Genomic DNA, 20,394 nt, shown 5'->3' with positions numbered 1-20,394 from the left:
TCTAAAGTGTTTTACTTGATTTAAAATTGGGCTATTTAATTTTAATTACTGATCCACTTTGAGACTCCATGACTACTTGATCATTTAATACAAATTCATAATGAATACGATAGGAGTAGGTTCCTGGAGGACTATTTTTTCCATCAAGGCTTCCATCCCATGCTGAAATCCCTGAGTAGATCAACTGACCCCATCGATTGAAGATTGAGAGACTGTAGTTCAGTTCTCCACAATTTGAAATTGGGCCGAAGGCTCCTTGATCAGGATCGAAACCCGTAGGAAGCCGCAGACTAGGAGCTGTCTCTTCCAACCTTATACTTCCGATACCGACGCAGCCGGATGCATCCCTTACTTCCACTTCATAAATTCCCGCTTCAAGATTTTGATTCAATTGACCAGTGCTTCCATCGCTCCATTCGTAAGTATAAGGTGCGGTGCCTCCTATCAACTCAGCGATCAAATCCCCATTGGATTCCTCGGGGCAGGGATTTTTTATCACTGTAAGTGCAACTTCTAAAGGGTCTGGTTCGCTTAAAGTCACATTGAGTTCTGTCTCGCAATCATTGGAATCAATAATGAGGAAGGTAAATGTTCCACCTCCCAAATTTTCTAAAGTGACCTGATTTTGATCGACGGGTATAAGTGGGTCTGAGAGTCGATAGGGTGGGGTGCCTCCCTGTATCTCAAAGGATAAACTTCCGTCTGTATTTCCAAAACAGGACGGGTTTTCTTGCCTCAAAATAGATGCTTCCAAAGAGGCGGGTTCGCTGATTTCTAGGTTCTCAAGGGATATTTCGCAGCCTTGGCTATCTTGAATAATTACCGAATAGCTACCAGGGGCCAAATCTGAAGCTGAAGCAGCGTTAAGGTTTTGATCATGAGACCAGAGGAAGGTATAGGGAGGAATACCACCTTCCACCTCCAGATTGATCGCCCCATCTCCCGATCCAAAGCAGGTCACATCTGATAAACTCAATAGTTTTGCTTCAAAGCCAGTATTCAGTGCAACTGTTAATTCTGGAGATACGCCCTCACAAAACTCATCTAAAGTGCTGGATTCTCTGTAACTCAAAACTCCTTGACTTTCGTTTTCATCCCATCTGACCAAAACCTCAGGTCCAGTATTGCCACCAACAAAAGCACCTCCACTGATCTCCCATTCATAGTTCCGATTGGGAACGGTCTGGGATACGTTGTAGGTATATTCCAGATCCAAATCACAAATAAAATCCAAGCCAATGGGTGCCTCTGGCTCAAGTTCCTGCTTGATGACCACCGCCAGCTCCACTGTTTCTCCTGGACATCCATTAGTTCCAACCGGAGTGGCTTGCACCAAAGCCTCAGAATTGGCTACTCCCCATCGGATGATCGCCTGCTCATTGGTTTGTGAGATAACTTCTCCACCCACGGCATTCCAGAGGACTTCTTCTATTTCACCTTCACCTTCAAAGGAGTAAGTCAATTCTTCCACTTCAGGACAAGAGGTAAGTGGGCCTGTGAGTTTACCACCTAATTCCTGGACTTCTACCTCAAACTCGTGCAATTCAGTTTCTTCGCATCCACTCGCATCTATTGAAGCAAAAACTTTGACCTTGTAAATTCCAGGTTCGAGGTAAGTATGAGTCACTTCCTTGCCTGTTTTGATAGCTGAATCATCTCCAAAGTCCCAAGTAAAAAAAGTGTAGGAAGGATCGGAAACATTAACCGACCAGGTTCCTTCCTGATCTATACAAGCTAATCGAGGCGAGCCCGTTGTCAGTTCATCAAAACTTGAAAGGATTTCGTATCGCTCGTTTTCAAAGTCTTTTCCAAAGTCAACTGCATAAGACTGTGAAGGCCCAACAGCATAAAAATACCCGGAAAAGCCTGATGGATTACTTAGCGTATGCAAGCCTGGAGAAAGGATAACTTGGGCATATGAAAAATCAGCATTATTGACAAAGGGTTGAAACTCATCAGCAACGGACTCTCCATCAATTTGCATTTGAGGGACGTTTTCCGTGCGAGTAACTAGCTGGGCATAGTGGAAAAGTGTGGAAAAAACTCGATGGAAATTGACTGTGATCTGTGTTTTGGTGGTTTCAAATGGGGAGTAATTGACCATTTGAGGATTACCATAATTATTCACATTGGCCGGTGAAAGAACCGAATTTTCGTCTAGGATTTCGCAAGAGTATGATTTTCCAAAGCCAAAAACACCAACAGGTTTATTGGAGGTATATTGTAGAGCCAGATTGTTTTGGATATCCAATGTCAGAAACTCACCGGCATCGATGGTCCCCATCAAATTAGCTCCGCTGTAGATTTCTGTGTCGTCAAAAGCCGCAATAAATTTCACCAACTCACCCAATGCCCGATCTTTTAGAGGGATGTGAAAATAATTTGTGCCCCAAGCCGAAACGGGTTCATTTTGATTAAAAATGTGAGATGTGGAAAAGGGACCGCATTCCGGATCTCCTATGTCGGCAAATTTGTTTCCGGAAAAAACGGCAATTCGAGCACATTCTTCGGAGGAATTAATGACTGAGATCTCTGTGCCCGTCAAATCTCCCTTTGATTTCATCTGGTAAGTCTCTCCTTGATTGAGTGTGATTGTAAATGGATTAAGAGAGTTTCCTATGGGAGAACTTGGGACAATTCGAATATCAGTATTGTCTTTTGTTCCTACGATGAGAATCTGGCTTTCATTGTTGAATTGCCTTTCAGATAGCCTGATTCCCTTGGTTTGATTTTCAAAATGGGAGGCGGCAAAGTAGGTAGAACCTAATTGATCTAAAGGTAAAACCAAGGTGCCATCAAATGAATCAGGCTTCATATTGATAGCATAAACTGATATTTCTCCTTCAGAATAAATATGAAAGCCCTTATTTTCAACTACTCGATTTGTTTGGACGATCAGACTGGGATTGCTTTCAAATATATATTCTTCACCAATAGCCAAAGCGAAAGGGACAGCGTTTCCATCAAATTCTATCCTTCCCTCGACTTGATCCTCCAGAGCTGTGATGACCAGAGTGGGAACCACCGGAGGGCCTTGCTGGAGATTGTCCATGAACCCTACATAATAATGATTGACTTCCTTGGTGTCAGGCAGAACTTGTGCAATTACACTTGATAATTGAAAAACGGATAGAATTACCCAGTAGAAAATTAAAATGAAAGCTGATCTAAGCATTGAGTGCTTCTGAATAATCTTGCAATTAAAGGCTTTTGCTTAAAGAAGTTACGAAGATTTAGTAAAATCCGTTACAAGGTCTTAATTGAAGCTTTACGCAGCTTTCCTCCTGGTAGGGATATTAAAGTCCAGATTAAAAACAAAATCTACTACATTCATTAGTTTTCTGAAAAAGCGGGGAAATAAAACAATATTATTAGTTGCTATGTCGGTTAAGAATTTTCATCCTGATGCTCCAGCGCATTCTCGTAGGATTTTTCGTATTGATTATGAATCAATAAAATCAATAAACCAAAGACAGCAGCCGCTAGAATAAGCAGGTTATTCATCAAACCTTCCACCGAAAAAGAAAGCCTGATCAAGATCGTGGAAACGATGAATCCTGAATTTCGGATCACTTTGTGAAACTGATCGGTATAGTAGAAGGAAGCAAGAAGCAAAATCACATCTACGATGATCAGAATCATGAAAAATTCATCAAAAAAGATGGCATTGATATCTTTGAATGAGGTGCCTGTATTGCTTTCTGGTGAAATGACATAAAAAGCCCAACTCCCTAGCGTGTAAAAAGCTATGCCGATAAGGACAGGTACCAGGATTGTTGCTGTGATTTTTTTGAAACGAATGAAAGAGGTGAGCTCCTTGGTGAATTTGGCTTTGATGGTTTTTGAAGATTGTTTTTTACTGTTTTTGTAGAAAAAGAGGAGTAAAAGGAATAAAAGCAGGGAAGTGACCAGGTCATAGCTGAACTGTAAATCATCCTTGATCTGAAACCAATCCGAGGAAAGCTCCAAGGTAGCAAGGTCTTTAAAAAGTCTCCGGATGATAATCAATGAAATGATCTCGTACTGCTTGCCAATGTAGGTGGTGAAGGACTTGGGGAGGTAATAGACCAAGAGGTAAACCTCATAAACCAGAATAAAAGAAAAGGGAGTATAGATGGCAGAGATGGGATTTTGGAACAATTCTGATTGTAAATTCAAAATCCCGAAATCTGAAAGAAAGATGAGAATTAAATGAATGATAAAACTTCCAATCGCGATTCCCAAGATCAGACTTTCGCCCTTTTCCTTCGTTTTTTCTGATAAAAAACGATGATACAGATTTTCAAAAAAAGCCGATACTTTCATATGATTATTATTGATTTTTAAAGGCCATCCCGATAATTATCGGGAGGAATCTCGCAGGGCTTATAACCTTCTCTCTGTCTGTCGCTAGCGTCATGCCTGTCTGCTTCAGGCAGGCTCGATTTCATAAGAAGGTTTTCATAATCAATCAGTTCGAGCAAGGTGAGAACTCACTATAGTTGAAAGACTGATTCTGTTAAATTGTTTAGATACAGGGGGGGAATGACAGGAAATCAGAAGTCTGTATTTAAAGATTTGTCTGAATTCGGCTTGTCCGTTGACCTTTATTCAAAGTGCTAAGAAGCATTTCCTCCTAATTTCTTATAGTTGTATCATGAATCTAAAGTTCTGGTCTAAGCCTCATCCCTTTATTTTCGACTGGAAAAGCGTGCTGATCCCCGGATTGGTGACTTTTCTGATATTGGGGATTTATGCGCCTTTCGGTCTGGGTGAAATAGAAGATAGCTGGCGTTGGGGCTTTGCCGCTTCCATTTCGGCAGTTGCGGCTTTCTCTATCTGGGGAATGGTGACGCTCTTGAGGGCAGTGGTCAGTCAGGAATACTTGGATGAAAAATGGACTTTGGGGAATGAAATTCTACTGATTTTGTCCGTGCTTTTGCTCATTTGCTTGTCGGTTTTTATTGCATTTGTCAGCCTTGGATTTTCGGATCAGCCGATAGTTGATGTTTTCAAAGATGTAGTCTTGAAAACTCTTTTAGCCAGCTTTTTACCTGTAGTCATTTTAGTACTGACAGAGCAATATTTGGAGCAGCGGAAGCAACTTAAAAACATCAAATCCCTGGCTGCACATTTTCCAAAGGAAAGTAGTGAAGCTAAAAAGGACCCGACCTTTCCTGCGTCAAATCATTTGATCATTTTGGAAAATGAAAATGGAAAACCTTTGGCAAAGCTTCCCGCTGAGGAGATAATTCTCTTTCAGAGTGAAGGCAATTATTTAGAAGTTTTTCATCTTTCTAAGGAGGATGAGCTTCGAAAAACCCTTATCCGAAATACCTTAAAGACTTATGTGGAGCGACTTCCTGCAGAAGATTTTTTTCATGCTCACAAACGCTTTTTGGTCAATCGCCACCGCATAAAAGAACTACGTGGCAATTCCCGAAACTACGAAATACGCCTAGAGTCCTTTCCGGATTGGGTACCTGTATCTAGAAGTAAGTCCCAGGACTTATTGGCTTTTTTTAAATCTTAGGTTTAATGCTTTCCCTTTCGTCACAAACTCTTCCAATTCATCCCAAATAGCTTCAGCATTGATCTGGAAGCTCTTTTTGTCAACATCTTTGCCCCTGTTCAATCAAAAAGAAAAGGGGATGAACCTTCAAAGTATCGTTCTTGGATTACATATTCTATTTGGGTTTTCTGCCTTGACTTCGGGGCTGCTTGCTATTCTTGCTTCCAAAGGAGGAAAGCTACACCGTGGGTCAGGGAAGATTTATTTTATCGCTATGAAAGGTGTATTTATCTCTGGAGTTTGGGTAGCTGTAGAGCGTGATAATCGCTTCCTTTTTTTGATCGCTTTCCTAAGTTACTATTCAGTCTTTGCGGGTGTGAGAGCACTTAAGCTAAAGCAACTTCATCGTGATCAAAAGCCTGAAAAAGTAGACTGGATAGCCGGAAGCATCAATGCTTTGGCAAACTTCGTTTTTCTGGGCTTGGGTCTTTTCTATGTATTCAAAAACGGCTTCTTTACGGGTGGAGCACTCTTGTCTATTGGTTTTGGGCTTGGAGGCTTGGCTATCAGCTATACCAATTTGTCACCCTTCATTTTCAAACCTCAAAAATCTTGGCATTGGTACTTATCCCATATCGGAAATATGATGGGGGGATATATTGCTACCTTGACCGCTTTCATTTCTACTACGGTGAGTAGGTATGGCTATATGGATCCATTTCTTGCCTTTACACTACCGAGTCTTATTGGTATTCCTCTTCTCATTTATTGGCAGCAAAAAATTAATCATTCTTTCGAGCAAAAAACAAAAAAAGCATAATGAAAAATTTAGTTTGGATCGTATTCTTATTCAGTCTGTGTAGCTGTGATTATTTGACGCAAGTTCGCCTTCTCAAAAATGGGGAGGTCGGAGCTAGCAATTACTTAGAGGAAATCCCATTTGAATTGAGAAAGGGTCTTATTGTCGTGCAAGCTAAACTCAATGGAAGTGATACCAACCGTGAGTTTATCTTTGATACGGGAGCCTTTGACTGCAAGGTAGAGAAGGACTTAGCCGAGAGCTTGGGGATGCCTACCTTGGCTACAAGGGATAATTCGACCGCTGCAGGGATTTCTCGGGAATTGGAAATCACCCGAGTAGAAGAATGGATGCTGGGTCAAATTCCCTTCAGAAATCTCTCAGCTGGTAAGCTTGTATATGATAAATCCTCTAGCAGCCCTTGTCTAGCTCCACATGGCTTGGTAGGATCAAACTTGATTCGTTTGGCCCATTGGAAGGTCGACTTTCAGGATCAAATGCTTTCCTTCTCTGATTCGGCATTCCAGCCTGACCGGATGGAGGTTCAGTATCACATTCCTTTTGACCATGAAAAGCTCACCGGTATTCCCGAGGTAGACCTCACCCTGGGAGGAAAAAAGGCCAGCGGAGTGATTTTTGACTTGGGCTACAATGGGGGGATCGTCCTGCCCCTCTCCCTTGCCGATCAGATTCCCGGGGAAGTAGAAAAAATAATTTTGGATCAATCGACTACGGGGATTTTTGGATCGAGTCAAGATTCCATCCTTGTCAAAAAGGTAAAAATCAATTTCGGAGGTTTTGAGCAAAGCATCCCTATAGAGTTTTCGAGTTTGGGTAAGGGATTGATTGGAACAGACTTTCTGAAGCATTTTGAAATACTGATGGATTATCAAAAAAAGGAAATCACGCTCCTCCCAAGAGAAGAAGTTCAAATTCCAGAAACGATCGACTTTATTCCTGGAATCGGTTCGGATGGCTTATGGGTAGTCGACCGAACCACTCCTGAACTGCCTTTGAGGCTTGGGCAAAAAATTAGAAGGATAAATGGAAAGAAAGCACGGGAGGTGTTTCCAAGTCATTGCGATTATGTATTGGGGATTCGCGATTTTCTAGCCCAGGGAGTTTTCGAATTGGAACTAGAGGATGGGTCAATAATTCGGATCGAGTCCTGAGAAATATTCACCATATCCTTGATTTTAGACACTTTATTCTAGGATTTTATCTCCTTCCTCCCGAAAGAATGCATCTAGGCGATGCACGCCATGGCGGGGAGCCACATTGTCCTGAGCCATCATACTCAGAAAGAACTCAATTGGTCCATAGGTCTTAGAACTTGTAAAGGTCCGCATCATACCAAGTGCTGCTTTTCGGAGAAAATCGGGTAAATGAACGACCTTCCCTTCCTTTCCCATGGCTTCAAGGGCCAATTGGCCTATTTCATTTTGAGTAAAAATGTCCGGACCTCCGGCTTCTACCTCCTCTTGAGGAGAAGTAATGCTATCTATGACCACTCGCGCCAAGTCTAATCCATGGATGGGGTTCAGCTTGTACTCTCCATCTCCAAAAAGGTAAATCCTACCTGACTTGGCCATGGCTAAGAAGTCTTCCATATCAGAGAAGAAGCCATTGGGTCTTATGATACTGTACTCCAAGCCAGATTCTTTCAGAGCATCTACAAAGCGCTCCTTGGCGGCGGTAATTTTTAAGTGCCGCATATGCTCTCCGTTTAGGACTGAGACGTAGATAAATTTCCTTGCCCGATGACGCATGGCAAATTCTAAAAGATTCAAATTGGCACCATAATCCACATCCATGTAGCTCAAACCGTCTTTTTGGCGAGTAATCCCGACGGTGGAAATTACGGTGTCTATCGGTTCTTCGATTTTTGGAAAGGTAGCCAACTTTGTGACATCGACGACCTGGAATTCCTTTTCAGCTAAACCTAGTTTTTTGAGCTTTTCTTCGCTTCTCCCAAAAGCCAAAAAGTCATGGCCTTGGTCTTTGAGCTCTTGGGCAATAAAGCTTCCCAAATAGCCGGTGGCTCCTGCCAGTATTATTTTTCCTTGCATAATAGTGTGGTTTAGATTAGGGTGTTTGAGAATCAGTTTTTGTTTTTTTTAGCTCCATCAATACCTTGATTAAAAACTCCACAGATCCTTTATGGAATTCAGATTGATTGAAAGTGCCGCTGAGATAGGTGTTAAGTTCCGGGCAATAGTACATGAAGGCTCCAGTGAAGCCATGATGCCCGATAAGGGTCAAATTGGGTAAAAGCGGAAATAACTCTCTGATTCTCCATTGCATTAAGCCGTAGCCGTAATAGGTGCCTTTGCTGGCTGGAGTCCAGTTTTGCATGGCTTCCAAAATCTCTGTATCGACCAATTTTCCCTCAAAAAGAGCTTTCATAAAGATGGAAATATCTTTTGTAGTGCTTCGGAGACCCCCGCCTGCCCAATCACTGGAAAGGCTTTTCATCTTCGATACTTCTTCTTTTCCGAAGTAAATCTCCGTAAGCGGAGTTGCAGGCTCTTTCAAAGGCTTCGACCGTAAATGCATGGAAGTGTGTACCATTCCAAGAGGCCCAAAGATCCGTTCTTGGAATACCTCATGAAGAGGCTTTTGCTCCAATGCTTCGATGATTAGTCCGAGCAGTAAATATTCTGTGTCCGTGTAGTGGTAATCTGTTCCTGGGGCGAAACGCGCTTGAAACCCCGCTTTGTAGAAGTCCAACATTTCTTGGGGAGTCCAAAACTTATCCGGTTTTTCGAAAGCGACTTCTAACATGTTGTTTCCTGTTTTAGGCTGATCCTCGAAGTAATCCGAAAGGCCCGATCGATGCTGCAAAAGATGCCCGATGGTAATCTCTCGGGTCCGATCTTTTTCTTCCCAAACATGAAGACCTTGTGTGACTGAGTCGGGTAGGAATTGGTACATGGGTAAATCATAGCCCAGTTTTCCTTCTTCTACCAGCTGGGCAATAATCACTGCTGTAAAGGTCTTACCCAGGCTGGCAGTATGAAAAGGACTGTTGGTTTCTACTTTTTTTCCGTCCTTGAATTGCCCATAAGCCCAGCTTTGTTGAAAATCCAAGGCTTTGGAATCTACTCTGAAGAGTGCATTCTGAATCAGCTCTTTTCCAGCTGTTTTTTGGAAAAGGCTATCTAGCTTTTTCTCCGTTTTGAGTATGTCTTGTGCAAAGAGGAATTGGAAGAAGGACATGGCTATAAGGAAGATATAAAGAGTTCGGGTTTTCATGGTGAATAAAGTTGGAGAAACTTAGAAGGGAAAGCGGCTGAATCACACAGCACTTTTCCCTTCTGATTTGGATGGTTTGGCCTTTAAAAGAGCGTGATACCCACTCCAAGGGAGAAATTGGTCGCGTCTAGATTTCCACCCTCACTTCGAGTGACACGGCCCATGTAGAGACGGCTTTGGATGTCTAAGGCCCACTTTTCCCGCTGCAGTACTTCATAGCCTGTGGAGATCAAAACTCCCTTTCCCCACTCACTTTTTTTGGAGTTTGCTTCAGATTCGTAAAGTGCTCGCATATCCAAGGATGCACCGTAGCCACCACTGATCCACCATTTGTCAGTAGCCCAATATTGAATGGATGGGATAATACCTTCAAAGCTCCTGTCGACCCCTTCGGATTCATAGATTTGTCCGACGGTATTGACATAGATGGCTGTTCGGGGAGATACAAACCAACCCATTTTCAAGTTGGGAAGAGAGATGCCGCCTTGGGTTGGATCCTCACTCATGCCTTGGGTGAAATGCAATACGCTTCCATTTAAAGAGACGCCGGCAGTGAAGCCTTTGCGTAGTGGTTTTTCGGTTTGGGCCTGAATATTCAGAGTTGTAATCAGGCTGACGAAGAAGATAAAGATTAGCTTTTTCATTTTTTGTGTTGTTTAAGTTTTACTTGTGTTTGTTTCAAATTGATAGGACAAATTTGGGCTGTAGGCCAAGGCCAGTCGTCTTGAATTATGATTTGGGACTTTTTGATGAAATCCCGGACTTTTGCCCCTGAGTTATTCTTCTTTTGAGGACTTGAGCATGAAGTTGACCAGACTGATTCCTCCGCCTACAGCCATTCCCGTACTGATCCAGAAGGTGATTTGATTGTCAAAGTCCACTCCCAATATTCCGAGTGCGATGATTCCGATGGCTGTACCGGTGGCTACTCCGATTAGTGTCCCGATGGCGACACCAATTCCTGTTCCTAGGGTAATTGCTTTATTTTTCATTGTTGTATGAGTTAGGTTTTTGATAAATGACTGGGACAAAGTTGGGCTGGAGATAGCTGCCAGTCGTCTTGAATTATGATTCGGGACTTTTTGGTGAAATCCCGGACTTTGGAGTAGCTGGAGGTAAAAAAGTCAGACTTTGGGTGTGCTTTTAAAAAAAGAAATGCCAAAAGGAGGGGTTTCCTTCTGGCATTTGAGTTAATGGGAATAAGGTTAACTCTGGATTAGAGAAGATTTTCTATTTGATCTCCTGTAAGATGTTGCACGTTTTGGGTTATTCGTTCTATGGGCCAATCCCACCATTTCAAAGCTAGGAGTTGCTCGATTTTTTCCTCAGAAAAGCGCTTTTTGATTTCCCGAGCTGGGTTGCCCCCCACGATGGTGTAGGGCTCTACATTTCTTGTGACTACTGCCTTGCTGGCAATGATGGCTCCATCTCCGATTTGAACTCCCGGCATGATGGTCGCTCCATATCCTATCCACACATCATTCCCGATGATAGTGTCACCTTTGTGAGGATAGCTTTTGCCTTCCATGGCTATTTCCCACTCTTTTCCAAAAATAGCAAAGGGATAGGAGGAAAGAGATTTGGAAAGATGATTGGCGCCGTTCATGATGAAGGTTACATCTGAGGCGATCATACAAAACTTCCCGATGATCAATCGTTCTCCCACAAAATCGAAGAGGTACTTCACATTTTTCTCAAAATTGTGAACGTCTTCAAAATCATCATAATAGGTATAGTCGCCAACCTGAATTTGAGGGTTTTTGATCACATTCTTGAGAAAGCAAAGTCGATCGTAGCCGCTTAAGGGAAAGGCTTGGTTTTTATCTGGTCCTGTCATAATCTACGTTTTTTGTTTGAATCAAAGGTGGAGGAAATAGCAAGGTCAATCGTCCGGATATATGATTTCGGACTTTTTGCCATCAAGCTTTTTCGATTCAAACTGACTCCAATCTAGAGTCTGCTTTGACCTGTTTATCGACCAAAAAGACCAATCCTGCAGAAAAAATCATCAAAACAGTTATCAGCCATCCGATCTGGGGATAATGAAGCAAGCTTCCATCCGCAGCTTGAAAAATAACCCAACCTGCAAGGGCAGCAGCAAGGCCTCCTGCTAATTGCTGAACGGAGGAGTCAATTGCCAGAAATGCGCCTCGATCAGACTTTTTCGGGACTGCCGTAGCCAAGGCTGTTGAAGAGACCATTCGAGCGTTTACCCCTAAAAACAGAAATGAATGCACCAAAATAATCCATTCGAAGCTCTGAATTGCTCCCGCCGTGTAAATCAAAATCGCTCCTACGGAAAGCAAGGTGCCGAAAGCGAAGATGGACCATTTCCCAAATCGATCGGCTAGTTTTCCAAAAATAGGAGCCGCTAAAAGGCTAGTAATTCCAATAGCTCCATACACATAGGGAAGTTGGCTTTCTGCAAGCCCCAGATTATTGGTGAGAAAGGCGGCATTGAAAGTCATAAAGATCACATCTCCACCCACAATCAAAATATTCGTGCTGTACACGGTCCAGTAGGAGGATTTTCTCAAATTGGAAAAAATGTGGCTCCAAGGAGGTGAGAGCTCGGTGGAATTAGCCAAAGGACGAATGAGAAAAATGATCATCAAAAGCGCTAAAACTCCAAAACAGAAAATCATCGCATAAGCCATTTGCCAGGAAAAAGAACTAGCAATAAACAGGGATAAGGGAAGACCCATCACTAGACTTGCGGCAAAGGCCATTTGAATCCAGCCCATGACCCGACCTCTTTGCGACAGCGAAAACAAATCGGCTACCATGGCAAAACAGATTGAAGCCATTACGCCTCCAAAGGCACCGGTGATGATTCGGGCAATTAGAAGTATGAAGAATGAGGGTGATAAGGCACACATCACTATGCCGATCAAAAAGCCGGAATAGAATACCAAAAGAAAGGATTTTCGCTCAAAACGATCCGCATAACCGGAGGCTAGCAGGGCAGAAATCCCGGCGCTCAAGGCATAAGCTGAAGCAATCAGGCCAAACTCCTCGGTGCTAAGCTGAAGCTCAGCAAGCAAGGTACCGCTCAAGGCTGGAAGGAGCATGTAATCCAGTACTACGGTGAAAAGTAAACAGGAGAGACCCAGGATCACTAGCTTTTGATAAGTGCTGAATCTTTCCGGTTTTTCCATAAAAATCAATTTCTGTGAGCTTTCACCCAAGCCTTGGGCGTAAGTCCGGTGGATTTTTTGAAAAAGTCATTGAATACCGATTTGGAAGTAAATCCACTTTCATAGGCCAAGCCTAAAAGCGTGATATGGGCATTCGCCTTATTGGTTACTTTTTGCTTGAAAATCGCCAGGCGATGGGAATTGATGTAGTCATTGAAGTTTTGGCCCAATTTCATATTAATCAGCCAGGAAAGTTTGTTGGGGTGCAGCTCAATTTGTTCTGCCAAAGATCTTAAAGTTAGGTTGGTATCTGTCACCACTTCTTCCAAGGCCATTTTTTCCCGAAGGCTTTGAAGAAAATGTTCACATTCCTCCTCGGACATCTGACTGTTTTGGGCGATGATAAGCTGCTGATTGGAGGGATGCTGACGGTGGGCTTTGTGGTCTTGGAAATTCATCTGATCGTAGATTTCCTGAAAGCGCTCGTCTTCCCGGATATTATCCCAAACCCACCAATATTTCAGGCTGACCATCATGCTTGATTTCTCTTCCAATCCTTTCTTAAGAAAGTGTATTGCCTCATCGGGTCGGTTCATCAGGCTGTACAAAGCCGCAGGGTCACAGGGGTCGATGTAGTGACTGTTTTCGAGTTCCTCAAGGACTCCTTCCGTCTCTCCGCTCAGTACTTTGACAGTCATCAGGTCTAGTTTGACCAAGCCCTCTCCATTTGTTAAGTCAACAGCCTTATCAAGCGTTTGAAAGGCTTCCTCAAATCTCCCCAAATAGCCTAAAACCAAGCCTTTCCAACGAAGAGCCTCACTGAAGTTTGGGTCAATCCGCAGGCTTTCTTCAAAGGCAGGAAGAGCCTCTTCAAATCTACCAGAGAGGTAGTAGCAAAGTCCCAGCCACCAGTAGCTGATGATGTGGAGGGGATCCCGGGATTGATTTTCCTTGGCAATGGCAATGGCTAAGTCATAGTCCTTTTGGATGAAAATATAGTAGTTAGTGATGAAGTCGATCTCATTATTCAACCCAGCCGCAACTGCCTGATTGTAGGAGTCGATAGCAGCTCCCCAGTCCCAGTCATGAAAAAGATGAACGTAAGCCATAACTTTATGGGCACGCATGTCCTTGGGATTGATAGCAAGGGCTTTTTGGGCATATTCCCTGGATTTCTGAAAGCCCTCCTTGGCTGAAATCAAATTGAATCCTGCATGATGCAAGTAGGTTTCCCCGATGTAGGCAAAGGCTTCATGAAAGTCAGGGTCCAATTCGGTCGCCTTGGTAAACAAGACTAAAGCTTCTTTGACATCGGCCAAATCTTTCCGCTTAAAGTGATGACTGCCTTTCAGAAAAAGGTCGTAGGCTTCAGGATTGGTCGTTTTGCTGGACACAAGGCTGTCCTCTATTTCCAAGTGTCCAAAATTCTCCCGAATTCGATCTGCGACCAATAAACTAATTTCATCCTGCAAATCGAAAATATCCTCGAGTGTCCGGTCAAAGGTTTCGGACCAAATATGGAAGCCGTTGTCCGTTCGGATGAGTTGCACGGCGATGCGAACTCGACTTCCGGCTTTTCGAATACTGCCCTCGATGACTGATGAAACTCCGAGTTTATTGCCAATGATCCGAACATCGATTTTCTGTCCTTTGAAAGCAAAGGAGGAAGTTCGTGCGATAACTTTTAAGCTTTGGATTTTGCTGAGTGCATTGATGATTTCCTCGGCCATCCCGTCTGAAAAATATTCGTTTTCCGGGTCAGAGCTGAGGTTGTCGAAAGGAAGTACAGCGATGGAGCGTTGATTCATCCAAAGAAAAAAAAGCCCAAGAATAAGCCTTGGTAATGGTAACTAGGTTTTGAATAGCACTCAAGATAAAACATCCTGAAGTTTTTGGCTAAACATTAAAGCCAAAAACCGAGATAAAGCGAAAAAAAAAGCCTCTTACCAAGGTGTTTTAGTCTATCGCGTTTTCTTTTACACCGACTTCCAATTCAACGTTTGAATAAAAAGTCAACTGTCTTAAGCTCCTTTTCATAAGGTTAGATAGTGATGACCAATTTTCCAGAGACCTTCCTGTTTTTCAATAAGTCCAAAGCTTGAGGAACTTCATCTAGCGTAAAGCTTTGTTGAATATGAGGTTTGATCTTTCCTTCCTCAGCAAGTTTTGCAATCAGTTCCATGTCGGCTTGTTTCACTTTGGCCATAAGGGTTTTGAAGTGTTTTCCAATTCGGAATGACTTCCAGGATCCCATAAGAAGAGCTTCCATGGAAAAGCCGAAGGCTACATAGCGCCCTCTATCTTTTAAAACTCCTGCTATTTCACGGAGTGAATGATTTACAGGGCCATCAAATATCAAGTCGTATTCTTTATTTTCTAAGGTGAAGTTGCGCTTTGAATAATCTATCACTTCATCTGCCCCTAAAGCCTTTGCTTGATTTACATTTCTCCCGCTGCATACGGCAGTGACCTTTGCCCCAAAAGCCTTGGCGATTTGTATGGCGAATCCACCTACACCTCCCGAGGCACCGTTGATTAGCACCTCATCTCCTTTTTTGATTTTTCCTAAATCTCTCAATCCCTGCAAAGCTGTGACCGAGGCCATTGGTAAGGCAGCAGCCTCCTCAAATGTCAGGTTATTTGGCTTTTTAGCCAGTGCTTTTTCCTTCGCTAAAGCATACTCTGCAAATCCACCAAAGCCAATCCCTGAAAGATCTCCATACACATGCTCCCCTATTTTAAACTGTGTGACATTTTTTCCAACCCGCTCAATCACTCCGGAAATATCCGCCCCGAGAACTTGATGCTTTGGTTTGAAAAATCCAGCTGTAAAACGAACGGGAAAGGGGGTGCCACTCAAAAGGTGTCCATCAGCTTGGTTGACTGAAGCAGCCAAAACTTTTACCAGAACTTCATCTTCCTTTGGTTCGGGGCGATTCACCTCTTGGAGTGTAAGGTTTTTGGCAGTACCGTATTCTTGATAAATGATAGCTTTCATGATGGAATAGATTTGCTTGGTTGACCTTTGATCAGAAAATAAAATGCGAGTGTGACTTCGCCCAGTGCAGCAGAAATGCCGACGATCCAGGCAAATGCCGTTTCATTTCCCGGAAAAGCAAAGTCACCAAATGTTTCGATTAAATAACCCAAGCCTGCAAAGAACATTAGGATTCCCAGTAATTTCGGGAAAATACCGCTTTGGACGAGCTGAGTACCCAGAAGAATACAATGAATTCCAAAAAAAGCTCCGGCTATTAGGTATCCGTAGCCATGTGTTTCCATAAAAAAGTGACTCAAAGCTTTGATTTGTCCCGGGTCAAAGGAAAGGCTTAAAGTTTCGCTTTTCAGTACATGCAGCGCCAGGTAATGATTGAGGAGATTGAGTGTCCCAATCGCCGGATGGGCTAAGAGTCGAAGGGAAGAGGAGATAAAAGCCAATGTTTTTCCATAGGGCTTAAAAAGCAAATAAAGCAAAACAGATATAATGGCATCCAGCAGAAAAGCCAAAAGGTCCGTGACTAGTCCAATCCTGAAGAGATCCTCATTTTCCAGAATATTAGAGGCTGAAGTAACTGGGTCTCCAGGGATAAAAATACCTTCTCTTACAAAGCCCTGACTGAAGCCAGCAAAAATGATGACCAAGACATAAAGTAGTCCAATAAGTCTTATAGATGACGAATTTAGGATTTGTTTTTCCATGATTTTGTTGGTTGTGCATGAAATCGCCTTCGAATCAGGAAAAATCATTCCAATTCAATTTCCCCTAATAAATGGATTCCTTTAAGAGAAGTGGGGAGATCTGGATATTGCCTTAATTCAAAATGGAAATAGCTTATGGCTGTAAAGGTAAAGTAGGATGGAAAAGTAGTGTTGCCGTTTTGGGCCAATTCCTTGACCTTAGGGGCCAATAGATTTTTTACTTGGATTTTCTGTATTCCAATGGAGAAAGTTTAGTCCATCTTTTGAAAGCCCGATTGAAAGCACTTTGCTCCGAAAAACCAGTCTGAAAGGCGATTTCAGCAACGCTTAGGGATGAATTAGTCAACAAGTCCTGCGCAGACTTTTGCTGAATCAATTGTACCTGATTTCGAAAGGTCAGCTCCTTTTCTGCCAATCTACGCTTGAGCGTTCGGGTACTCATATGAAGGTGATCTATAATTTGAATGATGCTTGGAATACCACTAGGGAAGACGTTCTGAGATTAATTTACAGATGTCTTTAAGCATTGACCTGACTCAGTAACTATCCCATTTTTTTCTTCCTACAACCGTTCCACAATAAATCGATGGATGCTTTTATCAGCTTTGATTGTCCGAATATGAAGACTTTCTGTTCGAAATTGAAGCATATTATTCATAGCACCGAATTCTACCGGACTTTGGAAAAATTCTTCCATAGTACCAGAGGAAGACGATGGGATGTGCTGAAAAGTGACACCATTGGGAAGAATTTTTTGACCCTTCACATATTCCAAAAAGTCCCGAATCTCACCAAAACGTCCGCAATTACATTTTGGGACGATTGACCTGTTTTTCAACTTCATTTTTGCAATGTCAACTTGATAAATAAGCATTACAGATCAGTTGATAAGGATTTGTTTTTCTGCTGATTCTTCGGGAGGAGAAAGAGGAAAGCATCCTTTTGAATTAAAATTTTAATAAAGTCAATCTATGAAAAAGCCTTTCAAAGTTTTCATTTTCTCATTTCTTGTGATGTTCATTCTTTCATCGTGTGCCGAGAATAATGAAAGTCCACCCCTAAATTCAAGTGCCGTATCATCACCTTCGGAACTGACCTCGGTTTTAACGGAAATTTATATGAAGGGGAATGTTCCCGGTTTTGCAGTTTCGGTGGTAAAAGATGATAGTCTGCTTTATCAACATTCCTTTGGAGAAGCGGATATCCAAAATGGCAAAGCATATACCAATAAGACTACCCAACCTATAGGTTCGATCAGCAAAACTTTTGTAGGGGCAGCAATCGTGAAAGCAATAGAGCAGGGGTATTTTTCTTTAGACACGGACATCAATGACATTTTGCCCTTCACAATACAAAATCCCAAACTGCCTAATGCTATCATCCAGGTAAAGCATCTTGTAACACACACCTCAGGACTCCTAGACAACCCAGAAACGTACTTTAAAGCCTACCATATTTTACCTGGTGAAAATTTATCAACTGAAGGTGCTCAATTGATGATAGATGGATTAGGTATCCAACAGCGGGAAACCATCGCCTTACAAGAGTTTTTGGCAGAATACTACCTTCCAGATGGTGATCATTATAGTTTGGGAAATTTTGCTCAAACTACCCCAGGAACAGCTTGGAATTACTCCAATATCGCTACCTCATTGACTGCATTTTTGATCGAGTCGGCTACAAAAATCCCCTTCAAAGACTATGTGAAAACAAACTTATTGGACCCTTTGAACATGAATCAAACGGCTTACGGTTTGGCAGAACTTTCTCCAAACAACATTGCCAAATTGTATTGGGATAAAACGACTCCACTTCCAAATTACGCCAATGACTCTTACCCGGATGGAAGTATCCATACCAGCAATGAAGACTTGGCCAAATACCTTATAGATATAATGAAAGGGCTAAGAGGGCAATCAACTGCATTGTTTTCAAATACAGCATATCAAATGCTATTCAATTCTTTACTTCCCGAAGGTGTAGTTCCATCAGGGTTAGCTGAAAATCAAGGTGTGTTTTGGTTTTTGGACGGGAGTGAAATCGAGCATAGTGGTAGCGACCCCGGAACGACATGCAGTTTGCAATTCGACAAAAGTAAAAATGCCGGTTATCTCCTTTTGACAAATATGGATGCTTCTACCGAAGAACATGAGAAGGCCTTTTTTGAATTGGCTGAAAACGTCGACAAAGCCATTACTGAATTCTTCAAGAATTATTGAATTACTAAAATCTATCTCAACATTAAATATTTACTAAAATGAAAAAGCAGTTATTTATCCTCTTTGCACTAGTCACATTTAACACCTTTGCTCAGAGCAATTTTGAAAAAGGAAAAAAATCCGATGTTATTAACGAATACCGGGTCAGTTTTCCAGGGATTATCATCCCTCAGTTATTTGAGAAATCATGGAACGATAGAACCAATACCCAACATATAGAATTTCATATTAAGCGCAATATTGATGATAAAAACATCATCGGGTTGAAGTTTGCCACTTGGCGTTTATTTCAGCCAATGGGGATTCTTTGGTGGGATGGGCTTTTGGACAAAGTAGAGTCCGAAACGGAATTTTATCCCGGGCACGTTCGAGAAAGCGGTGTGGGAGTGAGCTATCAACGGATGCTTTGGAAAGGTCTTTTTGCCACCGTGGAAGTTCTGCCACAATTCAAAACCTATTTAGATGAGGAGGGTGAAAAAATAGGGAACGGGTTTAAACTCTATAATTCCTTTCACCTTGGCTATCATTTGGCATTTGGCAAGAAAAAGCGATTCTTCGTGGAGCCTCAGGTTCATTCCCAGTTTTGGGTTTTTGATACAAATACCCCGGATGCATTCAAACAATTGGATGATAAATGGAGGAATTACTTCCTCTTTGAGCCCAATATTTACTTAGGGCTGAAGTTTTGATTGCCTAGAAAGTGAAGGGGTTTGTAGTAGAATTTCCTGAGTTTGTCTGGAGCTTTTTTCAGACAGGCTCAGGTTCTTATTTTTTTAAGATTCATTTCTCAAGGAGGGTGGGATTTTTCCAGGCAGAGTTTGGGCCAAGCCAAGCCAAGATTTCTATTTAACTCCGGTTTGCTTTACTCAAGGCAACAAAGATCATTTTTTGGTCAGCCTATTTTATCTATTCTAGTAAGGATTTCCCACTGAAATGAATGGTAATATTTCAATTTTTAAATAAAAAATTTTGCGATTTAATTGATTGATTAGAACCATATTTAAAATTCTTGGTTAATTTTCAAATCATCAAAAACCTCAACCATGAAATATTTTATCTCCTTTGCATTAGTATTATTTCTTTCCACATCTTTTTTGCAGGCCCAAGATTCTGAACCCGCCTATCCCAGCAAGTATTGGAGTTCTGGAGGGGAATGGATTTTTTCTACTGGAAACGTTGAGGGACAAAATAATGTCGTTCGATGGTCTCCCGTGATCAACCTTCAGAATTTTCTCAACTTCGACAGAAGTCAAAACTTTGGATGGTTCACCGGAGTGAATCTGAGAAATGTGGGTTTTATCTATGACGAGAGCCCTTCCATCCGTAAGAAATTTAGAACCTACAACCTAGGAGTTCCACTAGGTTTGAAATTTGGGAATTTGGATAAAACCTTTTTCTACCTAGGCTATGAATTAGAAATAGCCTTTAACTACAAAGAAAAAACTTTCGTAGACGAGCGAAAGACAGACAAATTCAACGTTTGGTTTAGCGATCGGGTGAATCTTTTTCAAAGCTCAGTTTTTGCTGGGGTAAGTTTGTCCAATGGTACTAGTATCAAATTTAAATATTATCCAACCGGATTTTTCAATCAGGATTTTTCAATTTCTGAAATGGGTCAAACCATGCGGCCTTACGAAAATCTTCAAGCAAATATTTTCTACGTTTCACTGAGCTTCGACATTTTCGATAGAGGAGAATTCTCTTTTGGAGATTAAGTTTTTTTCGACTTAAGAAAGACTTAAAAATCAAAAAAGCCCTTGCAAAATCTACTTGCAGGGGCTTTTGCTTTTCAAG

General features: G+C 42.0%; 19 protein-coding genes. 6 read left to right on the top strand and 13 right to left on the bottom strand.

All coding sequences use genetic code 11. From position 1 onward, the window contains the following. Window positions 1–31: 31 nt before the first annotated feature. Together CDH51_RS06930 and CDH51_RS06925 are read right to left on the bottom strand one after the other, a co-directional pair. Window positions 32–3,175 carry a PKD domain-containing protein gene (locus tag CDH51_RS06930; RefSeq protein WP_100627989.1) on the bottom strand — a complete coding sequence of 1,048 codons (3,144 nt, stop codon included), beginning with the start codon at window positions 3,173–3,175 and terminating at the stop codon, window positions 32–34. A 212-nt stretch (window positions 3,176–3,387) separates the two neighbouring features. Further along, window positions 3,388–4,305: a hypothetical protein gene (locus CDH51_RS06925; protein WP_100627988.1), complete on the bottom strand. Its 918-nt coding sequence runs from the start codon at window positions 4,303–4,305 to the stop codon at window positions 3,388–3,390. A gap of 331 nt (window positions 4,306–4,636) precedes the next feature. On the opposite strand from CDH51_RS06925, the gene CDH51_RS06920 reads away from it, so the two are divergent. The 3 genes from CDH51_RS06920 (at window position 4,637) to CDH51_RS06910 (ending at window position 7,462) form a co-directional block, all read left to right on the top strand. Next, window positions 4,637–5,512 carry a LytR/AlgR family response regulator transcription factor gene (locus tag CDH51_RS06920; protein WP_100627987.1) on the top strand — a complete coding sequence of 292 codons (876 nt, stop codon included), beginning with the start codon at window positions 4,637–4,639 and terminating at the stop codon, window positions 5,510–5,512. 118 nt (window positions 5,513–5,630) lie between these two features. After that, on the top strand, window positions 5,631–6,311 hold the full coding sequence (locus CDH51_RS06915) for a DUF2306 domain-containing protein (RefSeq protein ID WP_100627986.1): 681 nt from the start codon (window positions 5,631–5,633) through the stop codon (window positions 6,309–6,311). Next, window positions 6,311–7,462 (top strand): aspartyl protease family protein, encoded by a 1,152-nt coding sequence (locus CDH51_RS06910; RefSeq protein WP_100627985.1) that lies wholly within the window; start codon window positions 6,311–6,313, stop codon window positions 7,460–7,462. The genes CDH51_RS06915 and CDH51_RS06910 overlap by 1 nt, the downstream gene beginning before the upstream one ends. Before the next feature lie 33 nt (window positions 7,463–7,495). Here the strand turns inward: CDH51_RS06910 and CDH51_RS06905 are convergent, their stop codons facing one another. From CDH51_RS06905 to CDH51_RS06855, 11 genes are all read right to left on the bottom strand, one after another. Next, complete coding sequence (locus CDH51_RS06905; protein ID WP_100627984.1) at window positions 7,496–8,359, bottom strand: SDR family oxidoreductase; 864 nt, start codon at window positions 8,357–8,359, stop codon at window positions 7,496–7,498. A gap of 16 nt (window positions 8,360–8,375) precedes the next feature. Beyond that, on the bottom strand, window positions 8,376–9,545 hold the full coding sequence (locus CDH51_RS06900; RefSeq protein WP_100627983.1) for a serine hydrolase domain-containing protein: 1,170 nt from the start codon (window positions 9,543–9,545) through the stop codon (window positions 8,376–8,378). A gap of 83 nt (window positions 9,546–9,628) precedes the next feature. After that, window positions 9,629–10,189, bottom strand: coding sequence for a hypothetical protein (locus CDH51_RS06895; RefSeq protein ID WP_100627982.1), 561 nt, complete (start codon window positions 10,187–10,189; stop codon window positions 9,629–9,631). A gap of 132 nt (window positions 10,190–10,321) precedes the next feature. Continuing rightward, entirely contained in the window at window positions 10,322–10,537 is a 216-nt protein-coding gene (locus CDH51_RS06890; RefSeq protein ID WP_100627981.1) for a hypothetical protein, read from the bottom strand. A gap of 224 nt (window positions 10,538–10,761) precedes the next feature. Then, entirely contained in the window at window positions 10,762–11,382 is a 621-nt protein-coding gene (locus CDH51_RS06885; RefSeq protein ID WP_100627980.1) for a CatB-related O-acetyltransferase, read from the bottom strand. Between the two features lie 97 nt (window positions 11,383–11,479). Further along, the gene (locus CDH51_RS06880) at window positions 11,480–12,703 is read right to left on the bottom strand and encodes an MFS transporter (RefSeq protein ID WP_100627979.1); all 1,224 of its coding nucleotides are present in this window, start codon (window positions 12,701–12,703) and stop codon (window positions 11,480–11,482) included. 5 nt (window positions 12,704–12,708) lie between these two features. Continuing rightward, entirely contained in the window at window positions 12,709–14,490 is a 1,782-nt protein-coding gene (locus CDH51_RS06875; protein ID WP_100627978.1) for a tetratricopeptide repeat protein, read from the bottom strand. A 233-nt stretch (window positions 14,491–14,723) separates the two neighbouring features. Then, the gene (locus tag CDH51_RS06870) at window positions 14,724–15,680 is read right to left on the bottom strand and encodes an NAD(P)-dependent alcohol dehydrogenase (RefSeq protein WP_100627977.1); all 957 of its coding nucleotides are present in this window, start codon (window positions 15,678–15,680) and stop codon (window positions 14,724–14,726) included. Continuing rightward, window positions 15,677–16,381 (bottom strand): DUF4386 domain-containing protein, encoded by a 705-nt coding sequence (locus CDH51_RS06865; RefSeq protein WP_100629365.1) that lies wholly within the window; start codon window positions 16,379–16,381, stop codon window positions 15,677–15,679. Before CDH51_RS06865 ends, CDH51_RS06870 begins: the two co-directional genes overlap by 4 nt. A 217-nt stretch (window positions 16,382–16,598) precedes the next feature. Continuing rightward, on the bottom strand, window positions 16,599–16,823 hold the full coding sequence (locus tag CDH51_RS06860; protein WP_100627976.1) for a helix-turn-helix domain-containing protein: 225 nt from the start codon (window positions 16,821–16,823) through the stop codon (window positions 16,599–16,601). Between the two features lie 120 nt (window positions 16,824–16,943). Continuing rightward, window positions 16,944–17,255, bottom strand: coding sequence for an AraC family transcriptional regulator ligand-binding domain-containing protein (locus CDH51_RS06855; protein WP_157807061.1), 312 nt, complete (start codon window positions 17,253–17,255; stop codon window positions 16,944–16,946). 244 nt (window positions 17,256–17,499) lie between these two features. Between CDH51_RS06855 and CDH51_RS06850 the strand changes: the two genes are divergently transcribed. The 3 genes from CDH51_RS06850 to CDH51_RS06840 all read left to right on the top strand — a co-directional run bounded on the left by CDH51_RS06850 (window position 17,500) and on the right by CDH51_RS06840 (window position 20,315). Then, entirely contained in the window at window positions 17,500–18,600 is a 1,101-nt protein-coding gene (locus CDH51_RS06850; protein ID WP_157807060.1) for a serine hydrolase domain-containing protein, read from the top strand. A gap of 38 nt (window positions 18,601–18,638) precedes the next feature. Further along, window positions 18,639–19,289, top strand: coding sequence for a hypothetical protein (locus tag CDH51_RS06845; RefSeq protein WP_100627973.1), 651 nt, complete (start codon window positions 18,639–18,641; stop codon window positions 19,287–19,289). Between the two features lie 354 nt (window positions 19,290–19,643). Further along, window positions 19,644–20,315 carry a hypothetical protein gene (locus tag CDH51_RS06840; RefSeq protein WP_100627972.1) on the top strand — a complete coding sequence of 224 codons (672 nt, stop codon included), beginning with the start codon at window positions 19,644–19,646 and terminating at the stop codon, window positions 20,313–20,315. Window positions 20,316–20,394: the final 79 nt, after the last annotated feature.

This window comes from Algoriphagus formosus, from assembly GCF_002807035.1.
In the GTDB taxonomy this organism is placed as follows: domain Bacteria; phylum Bacteroidota; class Bacteroidia; order Cytophagales; family Cyclobacteriaceae; genus Algoriphagus; species Algoriphagus formosus.
The sequence above is the reverse complement of the archived record's forward strand: the minus strand, read 5'-3'. Positions and strand labels throughout refer to the sequence as shown.

Bases quoted from the DNA above. Each gene is read 5' to 3' on its own strand.
- CDH51_RS06930 (WP_100627989.1), bottom strand. From the start codon at position 3,175: ATGCTTAGATCAGCTTTCATTTTAATTTTCTACTGGGTAATTCTATCC.
- CDH51_RS06925 (WP_100627988.1), bottom strand. From the start codon at position 4,305: ATGAAAGTATCGGCTTTTTTTGAAAATCTGTATCATCGTTTTTTATCA.
- CDH51_RS06920 (WP_100627987.1), top strand. From the start codon at position 4,637: ATGAATCTAAAGTTCTGGTCTAAGCCTCATCCCTTTATTTTCGACTGG.
- CDH51_RS06915 (WP_100627986.1), top strand. From the start codon at position 5,631: ATGAACCTTCAAAGTATCGTTCTTGGATTACATATTCTATTTGGGTTT.
- CDH51_RS06910 (WP_100627985.1), top strand. From the start codon at position 6,311: ATGAAAAATTTAGTTTGGATCGTATTCTTATTCAGTCTGTGTAGCTGT.
- CDH51_RS06905 (WP_100627984.1), bottom strand. From the start codon at position 8,359: ATGCAAGGAAAAATAATACTGGCAGGAGCCACCGGCTATTTGGGAAGC.
- CDH51_RS06900 (WP_100627983.1), bottom strand. From the start codon at position 9,545: ATGAAAACCCGAACTCTTTATATCTTCCTTATAGCCATGTCCTTCTTC.
- CDH51_RS06895 (WP_100627982.1), bottom strand. From the start codon at position 10,189: ATGAAAAAGCTAATCTTTATCTTCTTCGTCAGCCTGATTACAACTCTG.
- CDH51_RS06890 (WP_100627981.1), bottom strand. From the start codon at position 10,537: ATGAAAAATAAAGCAATTACCCTAGGAACAGGAATTGGTGTCGCCATC.
- CDH51_RS06885 (WP_100627980.1), bottom strand. From the start codon at position 11,382: ATGACAGGACCAGATAAAAACCAAGCCTTTCCCTTAAGCGGCTACGAT.
- CDH51_RS06880 (WP_100627979.1), bottom strand. From the start codon at position 12,703: ATGGAAAAACCGGAAAGATTCAGCACTTATCAAAAGCTAGTGATCCTG.
- CDH51_RS06875 (WP_100627978.1), bottom strand. From the start codon at position 14,490: ATGAATCAACGCTCCATCGCTGTACTTCCTTTCGACAACCTCAGCTCT.
- CDH51_RS06870 (WP_100627977.1), bottom strand. From the start codon at position 15,680: ATGAAAGCTATCATTTATCAAGAATACGGTACTGCCAAAAACCTTACA.
- CDH51_RS06865 (WP_100629365.1), bottom strand. From the start codon at position 16,381: ATGGAAAAACAAATCCTAAATTCGTCATCTATAAGACTTATTGGACTA.
- CDH51_RS06860 (WP_100627976.1), bottom strand. From the start codon at position 16,823: ATGAGTACCCGAACGCTCAAGCGTAGATTGGCAGAAAAGGAGCTGACC.
- CDH51_RS06855 (WP_157807061.1), bottom strand. From the start codon at position 17,255: ATGCTTATTTATCAAGTTGACATTGCAAAAATGAAGTTGAAAAACAGG.
- CDH51_RS06850 (WP_157807060.1), top strand. From the start codon at position 17,500: ATGAAGGGGAATGTTCCCGGTTTTGCAGTTTCGGTGGTAAAAGATGAT.
- CDH51_RS06845 (WP_100627973.1), top strand. From the start codon at position 18,639: ATGAAAAAGCAGTTATTTATCCTCTTTGCACTAGTCACATTTAACACC.
- CDH51_RS06840 (WP_100627972.1), top strand. From the start codon at position 19,644: ATGAAATATTTTATCTCCTTTGCATTAGTATTATTTCTTTCCACATCT.